16 protein-coding genes, 3 tRNA genes and 1 riboswitch are annotated in these 20,009 nt (G+C 72.7%); of the genes, 18 read left to right on the top strand and 1 reads right to left on the bottom strand.

Annotated elements, in window-relative coordinates; translation table 11 throughout:
• The 8 genes from AC3RJ8_RS13900 to AC3RJ8_RS13865 all read left to right on the top strand — a co-directional run bounded on the left by AC3RJ8_RS13900 (window position 1) and on the right by AC3RJ8_RS13865 (window position 10,631).
• Window positions 1–1,689 (top strand): serine/threonine-protein kinase, encoded by a 1,689-nt coding sequence (locus AC3RJ8_RS13900; RefSeq protein WP_489713159.1) that lies wholly within the window; start codon window positions 1–3, stop codon window positions 1,687–1,689.
• Window positions 1,690–1,708: 19 nt separating this feature from the next.
• Complete coding sequence (locus AC3RJ8_RS13895; protein ID WP_489713158.1) at window positions 1,709–2,404, top strand: hypothetical protein; 696 nt, start codon at window positions 1,709–1,711, stop codon at window positions 2,402–2,404.
• A gap of 1 nt (window position 2,405) precedes the next feature.
• Window positions 2,406–6,884, top strand: coding sequence for a type VII secretion EssC family protein (locus tag AC3RJ8_RS13890; RefSeq protein WP_489713157.1), 4,479 nt, complete (start codon window positions 2,406–2,408; stop codon window positions 6,882–6,884).
• Window positions 6,885–6,998: 114 nt separating this feature from the next.
• The gene (locus tag AC3RJ8_RS13885; RefSeq protein WP_407319011.1) at window positions 6,999–7,283 is read left to right on the top strand and encodes a hypothetical protein; all 285 of its coding nucleotides are present in this window, start codon (window positions 6,999–7,001) and stop codon (window positions 7,281–7,283) included.
• Window positions 7,284–7,438: 155 nt separating this feature from the next.
• Entirely contained in the window at window positions 7,439–8,647 is a 1,209-nt protein-coding gene (locus AC3RJ8_RS13880) for a hypothetical protein (protein WP_489713156.1), read from the top strand.
• 32 nt (window positions 8,648–8,679) lie between these two features.
• Window positions 8,680–9,156, top strand: coding sequence for an LpqN/LpqT family lipoprotein (locus AC3RJ8_RS13875; protein WP_489713155.1), 477 nt, complete (start codon window positions 8,680–8,682; stop codon window positions 9,154–9,156).
• The gene (locus AC3RJ8_RS13870; protein ID WP_489713154.1) at window positions 9,153–9,929 is read left to right on the top strand and encodes a hypothetical protein; all 777 of its coding nucleotides are present in this window, start codon (window positions 9,153–9,155) and stop codon (window positions 9,927–9,929) included. The genes AC3RJ8_RS13875 and AC3RJ8_RS13870 overlap by 4 nt, the downstream gene beginning before the upstream one ends.
• Window positions 9,930–9,953: 24 nt before the next feature.
• Window positions 9,954–10,631 (top strand): hypothetical protein, encoded by a 678-nt coding sequence (locus AC3RJ8_RS13865; RefSeq protein WP_489713153.1) that lies wholly within the window; start codon window positions 9,954–9,956, stop codon window positions 10,629–10,631.
• Window positions 10,632–10,659: 28 nt separating this feature from the next.
• Here the strand turns inward: AC3RJ8_RS13865 and rarD are convergent, their stop codons facing one another.
• Entirely contained in the window at window positions 10,660–11,607 is a 948-nt protein-coding gene (rarD, locus tag AC3RJ8_RS13860) for an EamA family transporter RarD (protein ID WP_489713152.1), read from the bottom strand.
• A gap of 106 nt (window positions 11,608–11,713) precedes the next feature.
• Between rarD and AC3RJ8_RS13855 the strand changes: the two genes are divergently transcribed.
• The 10 genes from AC3RJ8_RS13855 (at window position 11,714) to AC3RJ8_RS13810 (ending at window position 19,991) form a co-directional block, all read left to right on the top strand.
• A tRNA-Tyr gene (locus AC3RJ8_RS13855) sits at window positions 11,714–11,795 on the top strand.
• A gap of 117 nt (window positions 11,796–11,912) precedes the next feature.
• Window positions 11,913–11,985 (top strand) — tRNA-Thr (locus AC3RJ8_RS13850).
• A 64-nt stretch (window positions 11,986–12,049) separates the two neighbouring features.
• A tRNA-Met gene (locus AC3RJ8_RS13845) sits at window positions 12,050–12,126 on the top strand.
• Window positions 12,127–12,220: 94 nt separating this feature from the next.
• Window positions 12,221–12,391, top strand: a complete 171-nt coding sequence (gene rpmG, locus AC3RJ8_RS13840; RefSeq protein ID WP_171247884.1) for a 50S ribosomal protein L33 — start codon at window positions 12,221–12,223, stop codon at window positions 12,389–12,391.
• Window positions 12,392–12,414: 23 nt separating this feature from the next.
• Complete coding sequence (locus AC3RJ8_RS13835; RefSeq protein ID WP_489713151.1) at window positions 12,415–12,894, top strand: FAS1-like dehydratase domain-containing protein; 480 nt, start codon at window positions 12,415–12,417, stop codon at window positions 12,892–12,894.
• Window positions 12,894–13,325 (top strand): MaoC family dehydratase, encoded by a 432-nt coding sequence (locus AC3RJ8_RS13830; RefSeq protein WP_489713150.1) that lies wholly within the window; start codon window positions 12,894–12,896, stop codon window positions 13,323–13,325. Before AC3RJ8_RS13835 ends, AC3RJ8_RS13830 begins: the two co-directional genes overlap by 1 nt.
• A gap of 120 nt (window positions 13,326–13,445) precedes the next feature.
• Window positions 13,446–14,906: a Tat pathway signal sequence domain protein gene (locus tag AC3RJ8_RS13825; RefSeq protein WP_489713149.1), complete on the top strand. Its 1,461-nt coding sequence runs from the start codon at window positions 13,446–13,448 to the stop codon at window positions 14,904–14,906.
• Window positions 14,907–15,005: 99 nt separating this feature from the next.
• A riboswitch (TPP riboswitch) is annotated at window positions 15,006–15,111 on the top strand.
• A complete protein-coding gene (gene thiC, locus AC3RJ8_RS13820) occupies window positions 15,107–16,849 on the top strand; it encodes a phosphomethylpyrimidine synthase ThiC (RefSeq protein WP_489713148.1) in 1,743 nt (580 codons plus the stop codon). It overlaps the preceding riboswitch by 5 nt.
• A gap of 218 nt (window positions 16,850–17,067) precedes the next feature.
• On the top strand, window positions 17,068–18,609 hold the full coding sequence (locus AC3RJ8_RS13815; RefSeq protein ID WP_489715643.1) for a pyridoxal phosphate-dependent decarboxylase family protein: 1,542 nt from the start codon (window positions 17,068–17,070) through the stop codon (window positions 18,607–18,609).
• Window positions 18,606–19,991 carry a lysine N(6)-hydroxylase/L-ornithine N(5)-oxygenase family protein gene (locus AC3RJ8_RS13810; protein WP_489713147.1) on the top strand — a complete coding sequence of 462 codons (1,386 nt, stop codon included), beginning with the start codon at window positions 18,606–18,608 and terminating at the stop codon, window positions 19,989–19,991. The genes AC3RJ8_RS13815 and AC3RJ8_RS13810 overlap by 4 nt, the downstream gene beginning before the upstream one ends.
• Window positions 19,992–20,009 lie beyond the last annotated feature (18 nt).

Here is a 20,009-nt window from a genome sequence, read left to right as displayed (position 1 = left end):
ATGAGCAGCAAGCGCGCGCCGTCCGCGCCCCCCGAGATCCCCGGCTACGAGTTCCGCCAGCTCATCGGCTCCGGCGGGTTCTCCGACGTCTTCCTGTACGAGCAGCGCCGGCCGCGTCGGCAGGTCGCCGTGAAGGTCCTGCTCAAGGAATGGTCGAGCGACACGCAGCGGGCCGCCTTCGACGCCGAGGCCGACCTCATGGCCACGCTCGGCAACCACCCCTCGATCGTCACGATGTTCGAGGCCGGGGTGACGCCGGACAACCGGCCGTACCTCGCGATGGAGCACTGCTCCCGGCCGAACCTCGGGTCGCGCTACCGCCGCGAACGGTTCTCCGTGGCCGAGGCCATGCGGACGACGATCCAGATCGCCGGCGCGGTCGAGACCGCGCACCGGCTCGGGATCCTGCACCGGGACATCAAGCCCGCGAACATCCTGGTCACGCAGTTCGGTCACCCCGTGCTGACCGACTTCGGCATCTCGTCCACCGTGGACTCCGCCTCGGTCGCCGAGGGCATGTCCATCCCGTGGTCGCCGCCCGAGTCGTTCGGCGACCCGCCGGTCAGCGGCATCGCGACCGACGTGTGGGCCCTGGGCGCCACCTGCTACACCCTGCTCGCCGGCCGGACCCCCTTCGAGGTGCCCGGCGGGTCGAACGCGTCGGCGGACCTCATGAGCCGGATCGCCACGGCGCCGCTGCCCGGCACCGGCCGCGGGGACGTGCCCGACTCCCTGGAGCGTGTGCTCCGGATCGCGATGGCCAAGCAGCCCGCCTCGCGGTACCCGACGGCGCTCGCCTTCGCTCGTGCGGTGCAGCAGGTCCAGGTGGAGCTGGCCCGTGACATGACGCCGATCGACATCCTCGACGAGTCCGGCGGGGTGCACGCCGAGGACGACGACGCCGCGGACGGCACGCGCATGAACCGGATCACCGCGATCGACCCCGGCCAGGCGCCGTCGGCCGGGTCGTCGGGATCCGCGGGGAGCGCCGCCTCGGCCGGGTCGGCCGCCGGCCCCGACGTGCCACTCGTCGGCGGTCCGCCCGTGCCGCACGGCGGTGGACCGGCGCCGCGGCGACCCGAGGCGCGACCCGTGCCCGTCGCCTCCGGCAGCGCCGACGTCGTCCCGGGCGCCGGACCGGGCGGTGTGCCCACCGTGCACGGCTCCGCGCCGTGGGCCGGGCCTCCCGTGGACGAGACGGTGCACCGTGCCCCCGCGCCGTCGTCGGACGCCCCGGACGAGGGCGACGACGCCAAGACGGCATCCCGGTCCTGGTGGCCCCTGGCTGGCGGGGCGGTCGGGCTGCTGGCCGTCGGCGTCCTCGCCTGGTGGCTGGTCGGCGGGGCGGGCGACGCGGAGGAACCCGACCCCGGCGCCGAACCGACCGCCGCGAACCCGGTGGAGGCCGTCGGTGGGTACGTCCCGCCGGTCCAGGAGCTGGACGCGCAGGTCAGCGGCGACGAGGTCGTGGTCACCTGGGAGCCGCCGCGCGAGACGGCGGAGGGCGACGTCTACGGGTGGCGGCAGCTGTCCCTCACCTCGGAGTCGAGGTTCGAGGAGACGGACGAGACGACCGTGCAGGTCCCTGCCGACCCGTCGCAGGAGGTCTGCGTGGAGGTCGTCGTCGTCCGGGACGGCAAGCGGTCCGCGCAGGCCGAGCAGGTGTGCGTCGGGTCCGACGAGGCGTGAGGGCGAGGACGGGGGAGAGATGAGCGAGCTGGCGATCGAGTTCTGCGGCGAGTGGTTCCACCCTCAGCCCGGCGAGCCCTTCGACGTGGGGCGCGAGGGCGACCTCGCGATCGACGACAACCTCTACCTGCACCGCCGCTTCCTCCGGTTCGCGCGGGAGGACGGCATCTGGTGGCTGAGCAACATCGGGTCCGCCGTCGCGGCGACCGTCTGCGACCAGCGTGGCGGCGTGCAGTCCTGGCTGCCCCCGGGGAACCGGCTGCCGGTCGTGTTCCCCACGACGTCGGTCGTCTTCACCGCCGGGCCCACCACCTACGAGCTGACCGCCACCCTCACCGACGCCCCCTACGCCGAGGTCAGTGCCGAGGAGCCCGCCACCGGGGACACCACGATCGGGGCGGTCCAGTTCACCACCAGCCAGAAGCAGCTCATCGTCGCGCTCTCCGAGCCGATGCTGCGCCGCGAGGGGACCGGGCTCAGCGAGATCCCGTCCAGCGCCGACGCCGCACGGCGGCTGGGGTGGGCGACCACCCGGTTCAACCGCAAGCTCGACAACGTCTGCGACAAGCTCGACCGCCTCGGCGTCAAGGGGCTGCGCGGCGGTCCCGGCGGGGCGGCGACCAACCGCCGGGCGCGGCTCGTGGAGCACGCGGTCACCTCGCGCCTCGTGACCCAGGACGACCTGCCCCTCCTCGACCTGAAGGACTCCGTCTGACGTGCGCATCAAGCTGACCCTGAGCCGGCCCGACGAGTCCGCCGTGAACGTCGCCGTCACCGCCGACGCCACGGCGACCGTCCGCGACGTCGCCGAGGTGCTGTACTCCGCCGACCCGACGCGCCACGGTGCCGCCGCGCCGGACAACCTCACCCTGCAGGTCCTGGGCGACAGCTCCGCCCAGCGCAGCGTCACCGCCGGACGTGTCCTGACCCCCACCAGCGACCTCGTGCAGGCCGGGCTGCGGTCCGGCTCGGCGGTGTCGATCGTGCGGGTCTCGGAGCAGTTCGTCCACCCGGGCCAGGAGCGCGGTGCGGCCGTCGCCGTCCTGCGCGTGCTGGAGGGGCCCGACGCGGGGCGGGAGTTCCACCTGCCGGTCGGCACGTCCTACCTCGGGCGCGACCGTGACATGGACGTGCGCCTGCAGGACCCGCAGGTCTCGAAGCGGCACGCGCGGATCATCGTGGGCGAGCAGGTCGAGATCCACGACCTGGACTCGGCGAACGGGCTCGTGATGGGCGGGCAGCGCATGACCCGGTCCGCGCTGACGTCGTCGGACACCGTCGCCCTGGGTGGCAGCGTCGTGTCCGTGGTGAGCCTGCACCGGTCGTCGAGCCTGGCGCCGACCAGCCCGGTCGTCGAGTTCAACCGGTCGCCGCGCGTGGTGGCACGCTTCGGCGACGTCAAGATCGCGGCTCCCAAGCCGCCGCGCCCGAAGACGCCGCGCGGGCTCCCCTGGCTGCCGATGATGGTCCCGGCCCTCATGGGGCTGGCGCTGTGGGCCATCTTCCAGAACCCGCGGATGCTCGTCTTCATGTTCATGAGCCCGATGATCATGGTCGCGATGTACCTGGACCGCAAGCACAACGCGAAGAAGGAGTTCGCCGAGGCCTCGCGGCAGTTCGAGGAGTCCGTCGCCGCCACCCGCGAACGGATCACCAAGACGCACGCCGTGGAGCGGGCCGTCCGGCGTGCCGAGGCGCCCGCGCTGGGCGAGGCGATCGACGCGGTGCGCCGGCTCGGCGGGCTGATGTGGACGCACCGACCGGAGCACCGGGGCTTCCTGACCCTGCGGCTGGGGACCGGCAGCGCCCCGGCGCGCACGGAGTTCGCTGAGCCCCGGGAGAACGAGGCGATCCCCGAGCACTGGGACATGGTCCTGGACCTGCAGGAGCGCTGCTCGGTCATCGACGACGTCCCCACCGTCGCCGCCCTGCGGTACGGCGGGAGCCTCGGGCTGGCCGGGCCCAGCGGTGTGGTCGAGTCCGTCGCCCGGGCTGCTCTCCTGCAGCTCGTCGCCCTGCACTCGCCCTCCGAGATGGTCGTCGCGGCGCTCACGTCGCACCGCTCGCGCGAGGACTGGGAGTGGTTGCAGTGGGTGCCCCACACGGGTTCGCCGCACAGCCCGCTCGGCGCCTCGGACCACCTCGCGGGCGACCCCGGGCGAGGAGCGTCGCTGCTCGCCCGCCTCGAGGGGCTCATCGAGTCGCGGGGCGTCGTGCTCGACGGCCCGCCCCCGATCGAGGGGGAGCGTGACGCCCAGAAGGACCGCGAGGAGCGTCCCCCGAAGCCCGTGCTGCCCGCCGTCGTCGTCCTCGTGGAGGACGACGCCCCGCTGGACCGTTCGCGCCTCGTCCGGCTCGCCGAGCGGGGTCCGGCGGCGAACGTGCACGTCGTGTGGGTCGCGCCGACGGTCGAGCAGCTCCCGGCGGCGTGCCGCACCTTCGTGCTGCTCGACCCGCAGTCGCGCGACGAGAACGGGATGACCGGCGAGGTGCACTACGGCCGCCTCACCTACCCGGTGACCTGCGAGACGGCGGACCTGGCGACCGCTGCGGAGGTCGCCCGCATCCTGTCCCCGGTGGTGGACGTCGGCGCCCCGGTGGACGACGAGTCCGACCTGCCGCGCGCCGTGTCCTACCTGGCGCTCGTCGGCACCGACCTGGGGTCGGACGCCGCCGGGGTGGTCGACCGGTGGCGGGAGAACCTGTCGCTCACGCCGCGGGACGGGTCGCCACCGGTGCGCCGCAAGAGCCCGACCGACCTGCGCGCGCTGGTCGGGCACAACGGGGTGGAGGAGTTCTACCTGGACCTGCGCACGCAGGGCCCCCACGCGCTGGTGGGCGGGACCACCGGTGCGGGCAAGTCGGAGTTCCTGCAGTCGTGGGTCCTCGGCATGGCCGCCGCGCACAGCCCGGACCGCGTGACCTTCCTGTTCGTCGACTACAAGGGCGGCGCGGCCTTCGCGGACTGCGTGGACCTGCCCCACACGGTCGGCCTGGTCACCGACCTCTCGCCGCACCTGGTGCGGCGTGCGCTGTCCTCGCTGCGCGCCGAGCTGCACTACCGCGAGCACCTGCTCAACCGCAAGAAGGCCAAGGACCTCGCGTCCCTGGAACGGACCGGTGACCCGGAGGCGCCCCCGAGCCTGATCATCGTCGTCGACGAGTTCGCGGCGCTCGTGGGCGAGGTCCCGGAGTTCGTCGACGGCGTCGTCGACGTCGCCCAGCGCGGGCGGTCGCTGGGTCTGCACCTGATCCTCGCGACCCAGCGCCCCGCCGGCGTCATCAAGGACAACCTGCGGGCGAACACGAACCTGCGGATCGCGCTGCGCATGGCCGACGAGTCGGACTCCAAGGACGTGCTCGGCGACGAGATGGCCGCCCACTTCTCGCCGTCGGTCCCGGGGCGCGGGGCGGCGAAGACCGGTCCCGGCCGGATCACGACGTTCCAGACCGGGTACGCCGGTGGCTGGACGCGCGACGAGCCGGAGCCCACCCAGGTCGAGGTCGAGGAGATGGACTTCGGGACCGGCCGCCGGTGGGAGATGCCGGCCCCCGAGCGCCCCGAGGCCGGCGACCCGGGGCCGAACGACATCGCGCGGATGGTCGCCACGATCCGGCAGGCGGCCTCGAGCGCCGGGGTCCCGGCGCCGCGCAAGCCGTGGCTGGAGGAGCTGGCGGCGACCTACGACCTCGCCCTGCTGCCCAACCCCCGCACCGACTCCCGGCTGCTGCTGGGCGTCCTGGACGATCCGCACGCCCAGGCCCAGCCGACCGTGCACTACGAGCCGGACGCCGACGGCAACCTCGCGGTCTACGGCGCGGGCGGCACCGGCAAGAGCACGACGCTGCGCACGATCGCCGTCTCGGCGGGACTGACGGCGCGTGGTGGTCCCACGCAGGTCTACGGCATCGACTGCGGCTCCGGCGGTCTGTCGATGCTCGAGAACCTGCCGCACGTGGGTGCGATCATCTCCGGCGACGACGAGGAGCGGATCACCCGGCTCCTGCGGCGGCTGACCGGGCTGCTCGACGAGCGCTCCGCGCGCTACGCGGAGGTGCGCGCGAGCACGATCGACGAGTACCGGCGCATCGCGGACCGTCCGGACGAGCCGCGCATCATCGTGATGGTGGACGGCATCGGGAGCTTCCGGGACTCCTACGAGGTGTCCTCGGCGCGCGGGTTCTCCATCTTCGGGGCGTGCACGCAGCTCGCCACCGACGGGCGTCCGGTCGGCATCCACCTCGTCATGACGGGCGACCGGGCCGTGTCGGTCCCGCCGTCGTTGACCTCGACCGTGCAGAAGCGCATCGTGCACCGGCTCGCCCGCGAGGACGACTACCTCATGCTCAACGTCCCCCGGGACGTGCTGTCGCCCGCCTCGCCGCCAGGTCGCGCGATCATGTACGGCCAGGAGGCGCAGATCGCCGTCCTGGGCGGGGAGTCGAACGGGGCCGTGCAGTCCCGAGAGCTCGCCCGGCTCGAGCAGACGATGCGGCGGATGGGTACGCCGCGGGCGCCCGGGGTGGCGCGGCTGCCCGACAGCTTCACGCTCGACACGCTGCCGCCGTTCGTCGGCGAGCACGCCACCATCGGTCTGCGCGACATCGACCTCGCACCTGTCGGCCTGCCCTTGCGCTCGCCGTTCATGCTCGCGGGTCCGCCGGGCTCCGGGCGCACGACGGCGTTCGTCACCCTCGCCACGACGCTGCGGCGCGCGGGCCGCACCCGGCTCGTGTACCTGTCCTCGCGGCGTTCGAGCCTCGGCGCCCTGGACCTGTGGGACCAGCAGGCGACCGACCCGGAGGACGTCGTGGAGCTGCTCAAGGAGCTCACGGCGGGCCTGCAGGAGGACCGGTTCGCGCCGGGCGGGCTGACCGTCATGGTCGAGAACTACACCGAGATGACGGGCACGCCGGCGGAGAAGCCCCTGGAGGCGTTCGTCAAGCTCGCCGTCCGCCGCGAGCAGCTCGTCGTCGGGGAGGCCGAGACCTCCACGTGGGCGAAGGCCTTCACTCTCGCGGGGCCGTTCAAGTCCGGCCGCAACGGCATCCTGCTCACGCCGGGCGACACGGACGGCGACGTCCTGATGAACACCGGGCTCGGCCGCATGCGGCGCAAGGACTTCCCGCCCGGGCGCGGGTTCCTCCTCACGGCCGGCCGGGCCGCCAAGATCCACGTCGCCCTGCCGGGGTGACGCCGGGATGGGGAGCGCTCCCCATTCCTTGCCGCCGCGGGCTCTGGTTGAGTGCGTGGTGTCGAAGCGAAGAGCTGGTTGTCCGTGGGGCAGCCCTGAACGAAGGAGCATGGCATGGTCGCAGAGGGTGGCAACGTCTTCGGTCTTGATGTCGAGGCGGTCCGGAGCCTGGCCGGGGTCCTGCGGGACCAGGCGGAGGTCGTGCGCACGACGGTGACGACGGTGACGAACCAGATGTCGCAGACGGAGTGGAACGGTCCGGACGCGGTGCAGTTCCAGGAGGAGTGGGACGGGACGCACGCGGCGAAGCTGAACGAGATCGCGGCGGCGCTGGACGGGTACGCCACGACGGCGGACACGAACGCCTCGCAGCAGGAGGACACCTCCAACGCGTACTGAGCGTGAGGTGCGCCCCGCAGGGGGCGCGGACGGCGCTCCCGCGGGGGCGTGCGAGGGGTGCGGTGCCGGCGGTGCCGCACCCCTCGCCGGTGGCGACAGCAGAAGTCAGAGGATGGTCCCGGGCGCGATGCGTGACGGGGGCATGAGGAGGAGCTGTGAGCGGAGGGATGTACGGCGCCGACATCGAGGCGCTGCGCCTGCTCGCTGACAAGATCGCGGAGGGCGGTGACACCCTGGACACCGTCGTGCTGACGGTGGAGGGGGCGATCCCCGGGCCGGACGGCTGGGAAGGTCCGGACGGCGACGGCTTCCGCGCCGAGTGGGGCGACACCCACGTCGTCCAGCTCCGGTCCACGGCCGACCTGCTGCGCGACGTCGCGTCGAAGGTCCGGGAGAACGCCGACGACCAGCAGGGCACGTCCGACGACTACACCGGCACGGCCGGCGGGCCCGGCGGGTCGGGTGGTTCCGCCGGAGGCGGCGGAGGCGGTGGAGGAGGCGGCGCGGGCGACGCTGCCGGGGACGACGGCGGGAACCCGCTGCCGACGCCCGGTGCGGACCCGACGCACCAGCCGGACCCGAACGACCCGCTCGACCAGAGCGTCCACCGGGACGCGGCTCCAGGGACCCTGCCGGCCCACCACAGCGAGGCGCACGGCACGTTCGACGACCAGGGCAACTTCACTCCGAGCCAGAACGGGCAGGATGCCGCGACCCCCGTCGAGCGCGGCGACATCCACCACACGTTCGTCGAAGGCGAGACCGGAGGCTTCGCGGGCTACGAGCAGGGCGTCGACGGCGAGTTCGGCACCGAGGACGGCGCCCACGGTTCCGGCGAGTCCGGGGTGTCGGCGGGTGCCGGGTACGACGCCTCCGGATCTGTCACCGCCTCCGAGAACGGGATCGTCGCCGAGGGGACGGTCGGCGTGAACGCCGGAGCGGGTGCGAGCGCGAGCGGCGAGGTCGGCTACGGCGACCATCTGGGCGCCCAAGGCTCGGCCGAGGCCTTCGTGGGTGCCCGGGCCGAGGCGACGGGTGGCGTGTCCGTCGGCCCGCACGGGCTCGGTGTCGGCGCCGGCTTCGACGCCTTCGCGGGTGCGGAGGCCTCCGCGGAGGGCTCGGTCACCGCCGCAGGTGTCACGGCCGAGGCGGGGGTGACGGGCTACGCGGGCGTCGGCGTGACGGCGAACGCCGACGTCAACGTCGGGCTCGACAGCGTCGCCGTCGACCTCGAGCTCGGCGCGGCACTGGGCATCGGCGCCGGCTTCGACGTCTCGTTCGACTGGTCGCCGGCCGACACGGTGGACGCGATCACCGATGTCGGAGGGGACTTCGTCGACGGCATCACCGGCGGATGGTGGTGACCGTCTGTGGCACCGACTGATTGGATGGAACCATGAGCACCGTCTCCTATCCCAGCGAGGACTTCCCCGCCTTCCCCCACGTGACGATGGACTGCCCGGAGGGCTGGTCCGCGCAGGCGGTCCCCCCGGCGCAGATGGCGATCACCCAGGAACGCCCGGCTGGCGAGTTCCGGCCGAACGTGATCGTCGTCATGCAGCGCCTGCAGCCGCAGCAGACGTTCGAGGAGGTCGTCCAGCAGGCCGTGGACAAGCTCGCTGCCAGCCCTGGCTACGAGGAGGTCGGCCGGGCGAGGACGACCCTCGCGGGACTCCCGGCCGCCAGGGTCGAGGGCGCGTGGACCACGGAGCAGACCGGCACGATCGCGCAGGCTCTGCGGATCGCGGTGGTCGAGCACGACGGCGTCCGCGACGTCGTGGAGATCACCGGGACCTGCGCGGGCCAGCAGGCGACCGAGGTGTGGCCGACGATCCGTGCCATCCAGGACAGCTTCGCGGTGGTGGACCGGTGACGGGCGGCGAGTCGTCGGACCGCACGGCGCGGGTCGCCGTCGTCAGCAGGCAGGTCGTCTTCGTGGTCGGCATCGTGCTGATCGCCCTCGGTGTGCTGGCCCTCCTGAACGACCGCCTCGTCCTGGGCGTCGCCGCCATCGTCGTCGCCGGAGTGATCGTCTTCGTCCGGGGCATGTGGACGCTGCGCCGCGGTCTGCAGAGCGCGGCCGCGCGTGAGCGTGCCGACGTGCCCGAGGCGCCCGTCGTCGCGCCTGGTGCGGCGACAGGCGTGGACGGCGTCGTCGCCGACCTCGTCGGGATGAACTCCGAGGGCCTTCCCTATCTCATCGAGGCGACGAGGACCGCCGAGGGCGTCCGGGTCGAGGTGCGGTGGAAGGTGGAGGAGATGCGTTGGCAGACGCTCTTCGTGGCGGGGAAGGTCGCCCACCACTGGCGGATGGAGGTCGACCTGGACCCCGCCCGGTCGCAGTACAGGTTCACCGAGTACTCGGGCAAGGCCGACGCGCGGGCCGCTGTCGGGCCCGGTGGCGTCGCCGCCGACGCGAGCTGGACCTGGCACCGCGGCAAGACGTCGGGTCAGCGCAACCTGACCATCGTCGAGGGCGCGGACGGACAGGTCACCGTCGCGGGTGCGGGCGGCCCCCGCACATCGTGGGAGGGTGTGGTCTCGATCCGGCCGTCCGACGCGAAGGTCCCGGTCTTCACCGTGCTGCGCAACCACGGCTGGCGGCCGCGGTTCGACTGGTTCGGTGCCCGGATGGTCGAGAAGTAGCTCCACCCACGACAGAGGAATCACATGAATCGCATCAGGAACCGCCGTCGGCTGGCGGCCGCGCTCACCGCGCTGGTCCTGGCCCCGTCGCTGGCCGCCTGCTCGTTCGAGGTCGGCGAGATCGAGCCGGTCGGTGAGGACGCCGAGGCGTCGGAGACCGCCGCCTCGGACGAGTCCGACGCCGGCACGGATGCCGAGGAGCAGACCACGGAGACCGACGCGGCCGACGAGCCGGCGTCCACCACCGAGCTGGCGACCGTCCACGCCGAGCACGTCGCCGCGCGCATCCCCGCGAGCTGGGAACCGCTCGGTGACGCCGACGGCTGGTCCTACGTCCACCAGCTCTCGAACGACAGTGGCGGGGTCGCGGCCCGCATCGGGTTCATGCCCGGGGGAGCGGAGATGCCGGCCGAGGAGGCGGTCGACTGGTTCATCAGCCAGGTCGAGGGCCAGGGCGTCACGGACGAGAACTACGCGCCCGTGACGACGCTGCGTGACGAGGACGGGCGAGCGAACACCTCGTACACCTACACCTCCGACGGCCAGCAGTACGTGGCGGTGGTCTGGGCGCTCGTCGACGGCAACGGCATCCCGTCCCTCGTCCAGCTCTCCGGTGCGACCGACGTCGTCACGCAGGACCTCGTCGCGACCGTCGACCAGAACCTCAACCTCAACGGTGACTGGGAGGGGACGGCGGGCTGACCCGGCTGTCCCTGCCCGGCCCCGCCGGTCAATCCTCCCGTCTGGCCGTCGCCGCACCCGCGGCGGCGGCCAGACGTGTGGCACGGGCCGCCTGCGTGCCGTCCACGGTGAGCACGACCAGGGCGACCCACACGAGCCCGAACCCGATCCAGCGGGTGGGGGACATGTGCTCGCCGAACACGAGCAGCCCGACGAGGAACTGCAGGGTCGGGGTGAGGTACTGCAGCATCCCGACCACCGACAGCGGCAGGCGCCGGGCGGCGGCGCCGAACAGCAGCAGCGGCACACCGGTGACGATGCCGGCGGACATCAGCAGCAGGGCGTGGCCGACGCCGTCCTGGCCGAACGTGGAGACCCCGGTCGCCGTCAACCAGCCGAGGTAGGCGAGGGCGAAGGGTGCCGCGACGGTGGTCTCGACGGCCAGCCCGGGCAGGGCGTCCACCGACCGCCCGGCCCGGTTCTTCATCAGCGAGTAGGAGCCGAACGAGAACGCCAGCACCAGGGAGATCCAGGGCAGCCCGCCGACCCCCGTGGAGATGACCACGACGGCGGCGGCGCCGAAGCCGAGCGCGATCCACTGGGCGGGTCGCAGGCGCTCACGCAGGGCGACGACACCGAGCAGCACCGTCACCAGGGGGTTGATGTAGTAGCCCAGCGCCGCGTCCAGGACGTGGTCGCTCAGGACGGCGTAGACGTACGTGACCCAGTTGGCCACGATGAGGACGGACGCGACGGCGAGGACGCCGAGCGTGCGGGGCTGCCGGAAGACGGCCGTGTAACGGGTCAGCGTGCGCGTCCCGGCGAGCAGCGCGAGGCAGAAGACGAGGGACCACACGACCCGGTGGGCGATGATCTCCAGCGAGCCGGCGGGTTCGAGGAGCGGGAAGTACAGGGGCATGGCGCCCCACAGGAGGTACGCCCCCAGCCCGAGAGGGAGGCCACCGCGGGCCGGTGTCGGGGTGGGGGTGTGCGTCACCAGCGCAGGATATGCCGTGGGGTGACCAGGGCCACGGCGGACGGATTTCCGCCGCGGGCGTCGGGCCGCTATGGTTGTCTCCGCAAGGCCGTCCGCGGCCTTGCTCGGCAGGTTGCCCGAGCGGCCAAAGGGAGCTGACTGTAAATCAGCCGTCATCGACTTCGGGGGTTCGAATCCCTCACCTGCCACCGCACGGAGCGGTTCTCATCTCGGTGAGGTTCCTCCGGCACCCGGGGAGGGTGCACGTGCGGCATCGGGGTCCGGATTTCGTCGGGACCGTGGTGGCCGTGTAGTGTTCTCTCCGCGCCCCGATAGCTCAGTCGGTAGAGCATCTCCATGGTAAGGAGAAGGTCAAGGGTTCGATTCCCTTTCGGGGCTCTGTGACACGACGCGGGTCCACCACCCGGACAACGGGTGGATGGTCTCGCGCTGAGTCACGCGCGGCGGGGTAGCTCAGCTGGTCAGAGCGCACGACTCATAATCGTGAGGTCGCGGGTTCGAGCCCCGCCCTCGCTACCATCCACACGGCAACACACGGTTCGACGGCCGGCGTCGGACCACCCAGTTCCTTGACGCACGTTGCGCCTTCCGGGGGCGCGAGAGGTGACACACCATGGCTGCCAAGAGCGCGGACGTCCGCCCGAAGATCACGCTGGCCTGCGTGGACTGCAAGGAGCGGAACTACATCACGAAGAAGAACCGCCGGAACAACCCGGACCGCCTGGAGATGGCGAAGTTCTGCCCGCGTTGCGGCAAGCACACCGCGCACCGCGAGACCCGCTGAACCAGCGGTAGGACGACCCCGACGTGGCGAGCACGCTCCCCGATCCTGCCTACGCCGGTCGCGAGTACCCGGCCACCGCCCCGTACTCCGTCGGCCGCGAGAAGATTCGTGAGTTCGCCGCCGCCGTCGGTTCCCAGCACCCCGCGCACCACGACCTCGTGGTGGCGCGGGGTCTTGGCTATCCGGACCTGGTCGCGTCGCCGACGTTCGCCGTCGTGGTCGCCCAGCAGGCCGAGTCCCAGTACGTCGCGGACCCGGCGGCCGGGATCGACTTCTCGCGCGTGGTGCACGCCGACGAGAAGTTCGAGCACCACCGGCCGGTCGTGGCTGGGGACGAGCTCGTGACGGTCCTGCACGTCGACGCGGTCACCCAGCGCTCGAGCATCTCGATGGTCACCACGCGCTGCGAGATCTACGCCGCCTCCGGGCCTGACGACGCCACCCCGGGTGAGCACGTCGCCACGGTGACGTCGAGCCTCGTCGTCCGCGGGGAGGAGCCCTGATGACCACGCAGCGACCGGAGCTGGCAGCGCTGTCGGTGGGTGACGTCGTCGCCACCCGTTCGATCGAGCTCGACCGCGCCACGCTCGTCCGCTACGCCGGTGCCAGCGGCGACTTCAACCCCATTCACTGGGACGAGGCCTTCGCCACCGAGGTCGGCCTGCCCGGGGTCATCGCCCACGGCATGTGCACGATGGGCTCCGTGATCGGTGTCGTCGAGGACTGGGCCGGCGACCCGGGTGCGATCGTCCGCTACGGCACACGTTTCACCAAGCCGGTGCCCGTGCCCGCACGAGGTGCCACCGTGGTCGAGGTGACCGCCACCGTCGGCGCCTTGGACGCGGAGGCCGGTACCGCCCGCGTCGATCTCGCCGTCGTGCACGACGGCGCCAAGGTGCTGGGCCGCGCCCAGGCCGTCGTCCGCCTCTCCTGAGCGGACCTCCTCTCAGCGGCGTGCGCCGCGACGCGTGGTCCCTTCACAGCGGCGAGTGACACGAGTAACCTTCGAGGTGCGTCCCCAACGGTGGGGGCGCGGACATCGAAGGAGATGCTCATGCCCAGACGCGTCCTCACCCCTGCCGCCGAGATCGCCACCGACCCGTCCGCCCGCCCGGCAGGCGTCTCGCGCCGCGGCGTGCTCGTCGCGGGCGCCGCCGGGGCCCTCACGCTCGCCACCGGCGCCGAGGCGTGGGCCGCCGGGCACACCGGAGCGGGTCGCCCCTGGCCTGGCCACGCCGGGGGGTCCGCCGGATCCGTGCGGCGCGCCCACGAGTTCCTCGGCGTGATGACCGACGCGTACCCCGAGGTCGACACCGGGCCCCGCCTGGCCCAGTCCTACGCCGACCAGCTCGGGCTCTTCTCGACCGCCTTCGTCTACGACGTCGCCCTGATGATCTGCGCCTCGCTCGCCGGGGGGCACGTGGAGCGGGCCACCACCCTGGCCGACGGCCTCGTCTTCGCCCAGGAGCACGACCCGGCCCACGACGACGGACGCCTGCGCCAGGGCTACAACGCCGGCCCGTACACGTTCTACGACGGCTCCGCACAGGCCTACGGGCTCGAGCTGCCCGACGGCACCGCGAACATCGGCTGGCAGTTCGGGTTCCTCGGGACCGCGGTCGGAGACATGGCCTGGCCTGGCATCGCCCTGCTGCACACCTACGAGGCGACCGGCGACCGGCGCTATCGGGACGCCGCGGTGCGGATCGGCGAGTGGATCCTCGACAACACCTGGTCGGAGCGCACGCTCGGCGGGTTCTCCTTCGGGGTCGACGGCGGCAACGCCCCGATCCCCAACGGCTCGACCGAGCACAACGTCGACTGCGTGGCGTTCTTCCGCCAGCTCGACGCGCTGGCCGGCGGCCGGCGCTGGCGCCGGGCGGAGCGTCACGCCCGCGAGTTCGTCGACCGCATGTGGGACCGGCGTGGCGGCTACTTCTACACCGGGACGAACGACGGCGAGGAGATCAACACCGACCCGCTGCCCCTGGACCCTGCGACCTGGGGCTGGCTCGCGCTGCGGGCGAACCGGTACGGCCGTGCCGTCGACTGGGCGGCCTCGGACCTCGCCGCCCGCGACGTCGCGGGTGCCGGGAGCTCGCAGCTCCCCGAGGGGACCGCGATCTCCGGCGTGACGTTCTCTAGCGCGAGCCTGACCACGACGGCCTCGTACGAGGGCGTCCAGGCGCACCCGGACGCCGTCTGGCTGGAGGGCACGGCGCAGCTCGCCTGCGCGCTGGCCGACCGCGGGCGCGGGCGTCGTGACGCCGCCCGGGCCGAACGGCTGCTGGCCGAGGTCCGCCGGACGCAGGACCTGCTCGGTGGCGGGCAGACGGTGGGAGGGGACGCGCTGCCGGAGCGCTCCGGTGTCGTGGCCGCCACGAGCCTCGTCGACACCGGGTTCGGATTCGGCTACTTCCAGGTGCAGCACACCGGCGCCACGTCCTGGTACCTCCTGGCCGCCGCCGGTGCCAACCCGTTGCAGGTCGGCGGGCTCCGCCGTCGTCGTCCCTGACCCCCGACGCTGTGGGTTTGAAATCTACGGATCCGCATCCCTTGAGTCCGTAGATTTCATACCCACAGCGAGGTGGGGGGCGTGCGTGCTACGTTGCGGGTGATCCCACGGGAGCCTCACGCAGGGGCTGAGATCGGGCTGACGCGGCCCGGACCGTTGAACCTGACCGGGTCATGCCGGCGTAGGAAGATGGAGTACACATGTCGCACGACGCACCGTCGCGCGCGCTCGCCTTCGAGCGCGACACCGAGACCGGGATCGTGGTCCCGGTCACCGAGATCACCCTGGCCGACGCCCCTGACGGGTCGGCCAACCCTCCGGTGCGGATCTACCGCACCGACGGCCCGGGGGGTGACCCCACCGAGGGGATCCCGGGCCTGCGCACGGCGTGGATCGCCGCGCGGGAGGACACCGAGGAGTACACGGGCCGCGAGCGGTCCCTGGCCGACGACGGCCGGGGGGCCGCCCGGCGCGGAGCCGCCTCGGCCGAGTGGCGGGGCGAGCGTCGTCGTCCGCGCCGCGGCCTCGACGGCCGCACCATCACGCAAATGCACTACGCCCGCCGGGGCGAGATCACCCCGGAGATGCGCTTCGTCGCGATCCGCGAGGGGGTCGACGTCGAGCTGGTGCGCTCCGAGGTCGCGGCGGGCCGCGCGATCATCCCGAACAACGTCAACCACCCCGAGTCAGAGCCGATGATCATCGGGCGGGCGTTCACGGTGAAGGTCAACGCCAACATCGGCAACTCGGCCGTCCACTCCTCGATCGCCGAGGAGGTGGAGAAGCTGCAGTGGGCCACGAAGTGGGGCGCGGACACGGTCATGGACCTGTCCACGGGTGACGACATCCACACCACGCGCGAGTGGCTGCTGCGCAACGCGCCCGTGCCGATCGGGACGGTGCCGATCTACCAGGCCCTCGAGAAGGTCGACGGGGACGCCTCGCGCCTCACCTGGGAGATCTACCGCGACACGGTGATCGAGCAGTGCGAGCAGGGCGTCGACTACATGACGGTGCACGCCGGGGTGCTGCTGCGCTACGTGCCGCTCACCGCGAACCGGGTGACCGGCATCGTCTCGCGCGGCGGGTCGATCATGGCCGGCTGGTGCCTGGCCCACCATCAGGAGAACTTCCTGTACACCCACTACGACGAGCTGTGCGAGATCTTCGCGCGGTACGACGTCGCGTTCTCCCTCGGGGACGGCCTGCGGCCCGGGTCGATCGCGGACGCGAACGACGAGGCCCAGTTCGCCGAGCTCGACACCCTGGCCGAGCTCACCAAGCGGGCATGGCAGCACGACGTGCAGGTCATGGTCGAGGGTCCCGGGCACGTGCCGCTGCACCTGGTGCGCGAGAACGTCGAGCGTCAGCAGGAGCTGTGCGACGGCGCCCCGTTCTACACCCTGGGGCCGCTGGTGACGGACATCGCCCCGGGGTACGACCACATCACCTCCGCCATCGGTGCCACGGAGATCGCCCGGTACGGCACGGCGATGCTCTGCTACGTCACGCCCAAGGAGCACCTGGGGCTGCCGAACCGCGACGACGTGCGCACCGGCGTCGTGACCTACAAGATCGCCGCGCACGCCGCGGACGTCGCCAAGGGCCACCCGGGGGCGACCGAGCGGGACGACGCGCTGAGCAAGGCCCGGTTCGAGTTCCGGTGGCGCGACCAGTTCAACCTGTCTCTGGACCCGGAGCTGGCCGAGTCTTACCACGACGAGACGCTGCCGGCGGAGGCGGCCAAGACGGCGCACTTCTGCTCCATGTGCGGACCCAAGTTCTGCTCGATGCGCATCTCGCAGGACATCCGCGACGAGTTCGGCGACGCGGGCGCCCAGCAGCGAGTGGTGGCCGAGGCCGAGGCCGGCATGGCGGAGAAGTCCGCCGAGTTCCGCGCCGCCGGTGGCGAGGTCTACCTGCCGACCCCGACGGTGAGATAGCCCCACGCCCCTGCGGGTGCACGACACGCCGCGACCCGGTCGCGCCCGACAGCGTGTCGTGCACCCGCAGGGGTGTCGTCGGTCTCGGATGCTGACCCGTCTGGACCCGAGGCTTAGGTGAGGCTAAGTTAGGCAAGCCTGCCCATCTCACCCACTCCCGCGAGGAGCACACGGACGTGACCACCACTCCGCCCGAGACCACGCTGACCAGCACGGACATGCTGCTTCACGGTGCCTCGGCGCACGCCTACGCCCGCGCCACCCACCGCGTCGTCGACGACGTCGCCGCCCGCCTCGCCACCGTCGAGCAGCCCTGGAGCGGGACCAGCCGTCCCGAGCTCGCCGCACTCGTCGACGCCGTCGACCTGGACGGTGCTGGCGCCGGGACCGACGAGGCGCTGCGGGAGACCGCCGAGCTCTACGCCACGCACGCCGTCTGGTTCCACGACCCCGCCTACGCGGCCCACCTCAACTGCCCGGTGGCGATCCCCGCCGTCGCGGCCGAGGCGATGCTGGCAGCGATCAACACCTCCGTCGACACCTACGACCAGTCGACCGTCGCCACCCTCATGGAACGCCGGCTGGTCGGCTGGACCAACGCGCGGATCGGGTTCCACGGAGGAGACGGCGTCTTCACCTCCGGCGGCACCCAGTCGAACCTGCACGCCCTGCTGGCCGCCCGCGAGCGTGCCCTCACCGGCCCGGACGGTTCCCGGCTGCGCGGGGTCGCCCGCCACGGCCTCCAGGACCGGCTGCGCATCCTGACCACGGGCAGCAGCCACTTCTCCGTGGCGAAGTCCGCGATGATCCTCGGGCTGTCCGACGACGCGGTCGTGACGGTGGGCACCGACGACGACGGCCGGATGGACCCGGGCGCCCTGGCCGCCGCGCTCGCCACCACGGAGCGGGCCGGCGACGTCGTCATGGCGGTGGTCGCCACGGCCGGCACGACGGACCGCGGCCTCGTCGACCCCCTCGGCGCGATCGCCGACCTCGCCGACGCCACCGGTGCCTGGCTGCACGTCGACGCCGCCTACGGGGGAGGGCTGCTCCTGTCGCGTGCGCGCCGGCACCTGCTCGACGGGATCGAGCGCGCCCGCAGCGTCACCGTCGACTTCCACAAGACGTTCTTCCAGCCGGTCTCGGCGAGCGCGGTCCTCGTGCGCGATCCCGCGGACCTGGCCCGCACCGCCTGGTACGCGGACTACCTCAACCCGGCCTCGGAGGCCGACGGCGCCGAGGAGATCAACCAGGTCGACCGGTCGTTGCAGACCACCCGCCGCTTCGACGCCCTCAAGCTGTGGGCGACGCTGCGCGCGGTCGGCGCCGACGGCATCGGCGAGATGGTCGACGCGGTGTGCGACCTCGCTGCGGCCGTGCACCGCGACCTGGCCGGCGACCCCGAGCTGCACGTCGTCTCCCCGACGGACCTGTCCACCGTGCTATTCCGCTACCAGCCCGAGGGTGTCACGGCCGCGCAGTCCGACGCGCTCGTGGCCCGGGTGCGTCGGGTGCTTTTCGACTCGGGCCGGGCGAGCGTGGCGCGCACGGTCGTCGACGGGCGCCCGTGCCTCAAGCTCACCCTGCTCAACCCGACCGTGACCCTGGCCGACGTCCGCCGGGTCCTGGGCCTCGTGCGGGACGCCGCGCACGGGATCCTCGCCGGCCAGGCCCTGATGGACGACGCGCCGCCGTGCCGGGACGTGCACCCCCACCTGGACCGCGCGGACGCCCGCCTCGCGACGGGGGAGCAGCGATGAGGACCTACGACGTCGTCGGCATCGGCATCGGACCGTTCAACCTGGGGCTGGCCGCGCTCGCGGACCCGCTGGCGGACGTGGAGGCGGTGTTCCTGGACCAGGCCGCCGAGTTCCGCTGGCACCCCGGCATGATGATCGAGGGCGCGACCATCCAGGTGCCGTTCCTCGCGGACCTGGTGACGATGGCGGACCCCACCTCGCCGTACTCGTTCCTCGCCTTCCTCAAGGACACGGGGCGGCTCTACCCGTTCTACGTGCGCGAGTCGTTCTACCCGCTGCGCGCGGAGTACGACGAGTACTGCCGGTGGGTCGCGGCCCGCCTGGACACGCTGCGGTGGGGGCGGCGCGTCGTCGCGGTCGAGCACGACGCCGCCACCGACGACTACGTCGTGACGGCGGAGCGCACCGACGACGCCGGCACGCACCGTGAGCAGTACCGGGCCCGGCACGTCGTGCTCGGCGTGGGTACCACCCCGCGTCTGCCCGGTCCGCTCGCCGCCCTGGCGCAGGACGCCCCGGCCGGCGCGGGCCCGGTGGTCCACACCGCCGACTACCTGACGCACCGTGAGGCCCTGCGGGCGAGCGGGGCGGTGACGGTGGTGGGCTCCGGCCAGTCGGCCGCCGAGGTCTACCGCGACCTGCTGGAGGACGCCGGCGACTACCGGCTGGACTGGGTGACGCGTTCGCCGCGGTTCTTCCCCATGGAGTACACCAAGCTCACCCTGGAGATGACCTCCCCGGAGTACACCGACCACTTCCACGGGCTGCCGCCGGAGCTGCGCGACCTGGTCGGCCGGGAGCAGCGCAACCTCTACAAGGGCATCAGCGCCGACCTGGTCGACGACATCTACGACACGCTGTACCGCCGCACGGCGCTCGGCCGTCAGGTCCCCACCACCCTGCTCACCGACACGGAGGTGGTCGACGCCCGCGCGGAGGCGGTCGACGGCGGGACTGAGTACGTGCTCACCCTGCGGCACGCACAGCTCGGCACGACGGCGGAGCACCGCACCCGCGCCGTCGTCGCCGCCACGGGGTACGCCGCCGGTGTGCCCGGGCTGCTCGACCCGGTGCGCGACCGGCTGCGCCTCGACGAGCGGGGTCGCTTCGACCCGACGCGCGACTACGCGGTGTCCGTCGACGGGCGGATCCACACGCTCAACGGCGAGGAGCACTCCCACGGCGTCACCGCCCCCGACCTCGGGTTCGGGCCGTGGCGCAACTCCGTGGTGCTGGCGAAGATCACCGGCCGGGAGCCCTACGCCGTCGAGCGGCGGATCGCGTTCCAGCAGTTCGGGCTGCCGGGGGGAGCGCCCGCCGGGATGTCCGACGGCGGAGCCGCGGCGAGCCGGTCCGCTGCGGGAGAGGAGATGGCCCAGTGACCGCTGTGACCCCTGTGA

The organism is Isoptericola sp. MSGPD8_1_ISO-PGPR-S23-394, from assembly GCF_058072785.1.
This window is presented reverse-complemented; position numbering and strand designations above follow the sequence as displayed.

What these genes read in the sequence shown, in the direction of transcription:
- AC3RJ8_RS13900 (WP_489713159.1), top strand. Translation starts at nt 1, where the DNA reads ATGAGCAGCAAGCGCGCGCCGTCCGCGCCCCCCGAGATCCCCGGCTAC.
- AC3RJ8_RS13895 (WP_489713158.1), top strand. Translation starts at nt 1,709, where the DNA reads ATGAGCGAGCTGGCGATCGAGTTCTGCGGCGAGTGGTTCCACCCTCAG.
- AC3RJ8_RS13885 (WP_407319011.1), top strand. Translation starts at nt 6,999, where the DNA reads ATGGTCGCAGAGGGTGGCAACGTCTTCGGTCTTGATGTCGAGGCGGTC.
- AC3RJ8_RS13875 (WP_489713155.1), top strand. Translation starts at nt 8,680, where the DNA reads ATGAGCACCGTCTCCTATCCCAGCGAGGACTTCCCCGCCTTCCCCCAC.
- AC3RJ8_RS13865 (WP_489713153.1), top strand. Translation starts at nt 9,954, where the DNA reads ATGAATCGCATCAGGAACCGCCGTCGGCTGGCGGCCGCGCTCACCGCG.
- rpmG (WP_171247884.1), top strand. Translation starts at nt 12,221, where the DNA reads ATGGCTGCCAAGAGCGCGGACGTCCGCCCGAAGATCACGCTGGCCTGC.
- AC3RJ8_RS13830 (WP_489713150.1), top strand. Translation starts at nt 12,894, where the DNA reads ATGACCACGCAGCGACCGGAGCTGGCAGCGCTGTCGGTGGGTGACGTC.
- AC3RJ8_RS13825 (WP_489713149.1), top strand. Translation starts at nt 13,446, where the DNA reads ATGCCCAGACGCGTCCTCACCCCTGCCGCCGAGATCGCCACCGACCCG.
- thiC (WP_489713148.1), top strand. Translation starts at nt 15,107, where the DNA reads ATGTCGCACGACGCACCGTCGCGCGCGCTCGCCTTCGAGCGCGACACC.
- AC3RJ8_RS13815 (WP_489715643.1), top strand. Translation starts at nt 17,068, where the DNA reads ATGCTGCTTCACGGTGCCTCGGCGCACGCCTACGCCCGCGCCACCCAC.
- AC3RJ8_RS13810 (WP_489713147.1), top strand. Translation starts at nt 18,606, where the DNA reads ATGAGGACCTACGACGTCGTCGGCATCGGCATCGGACCGTTCAACCTG.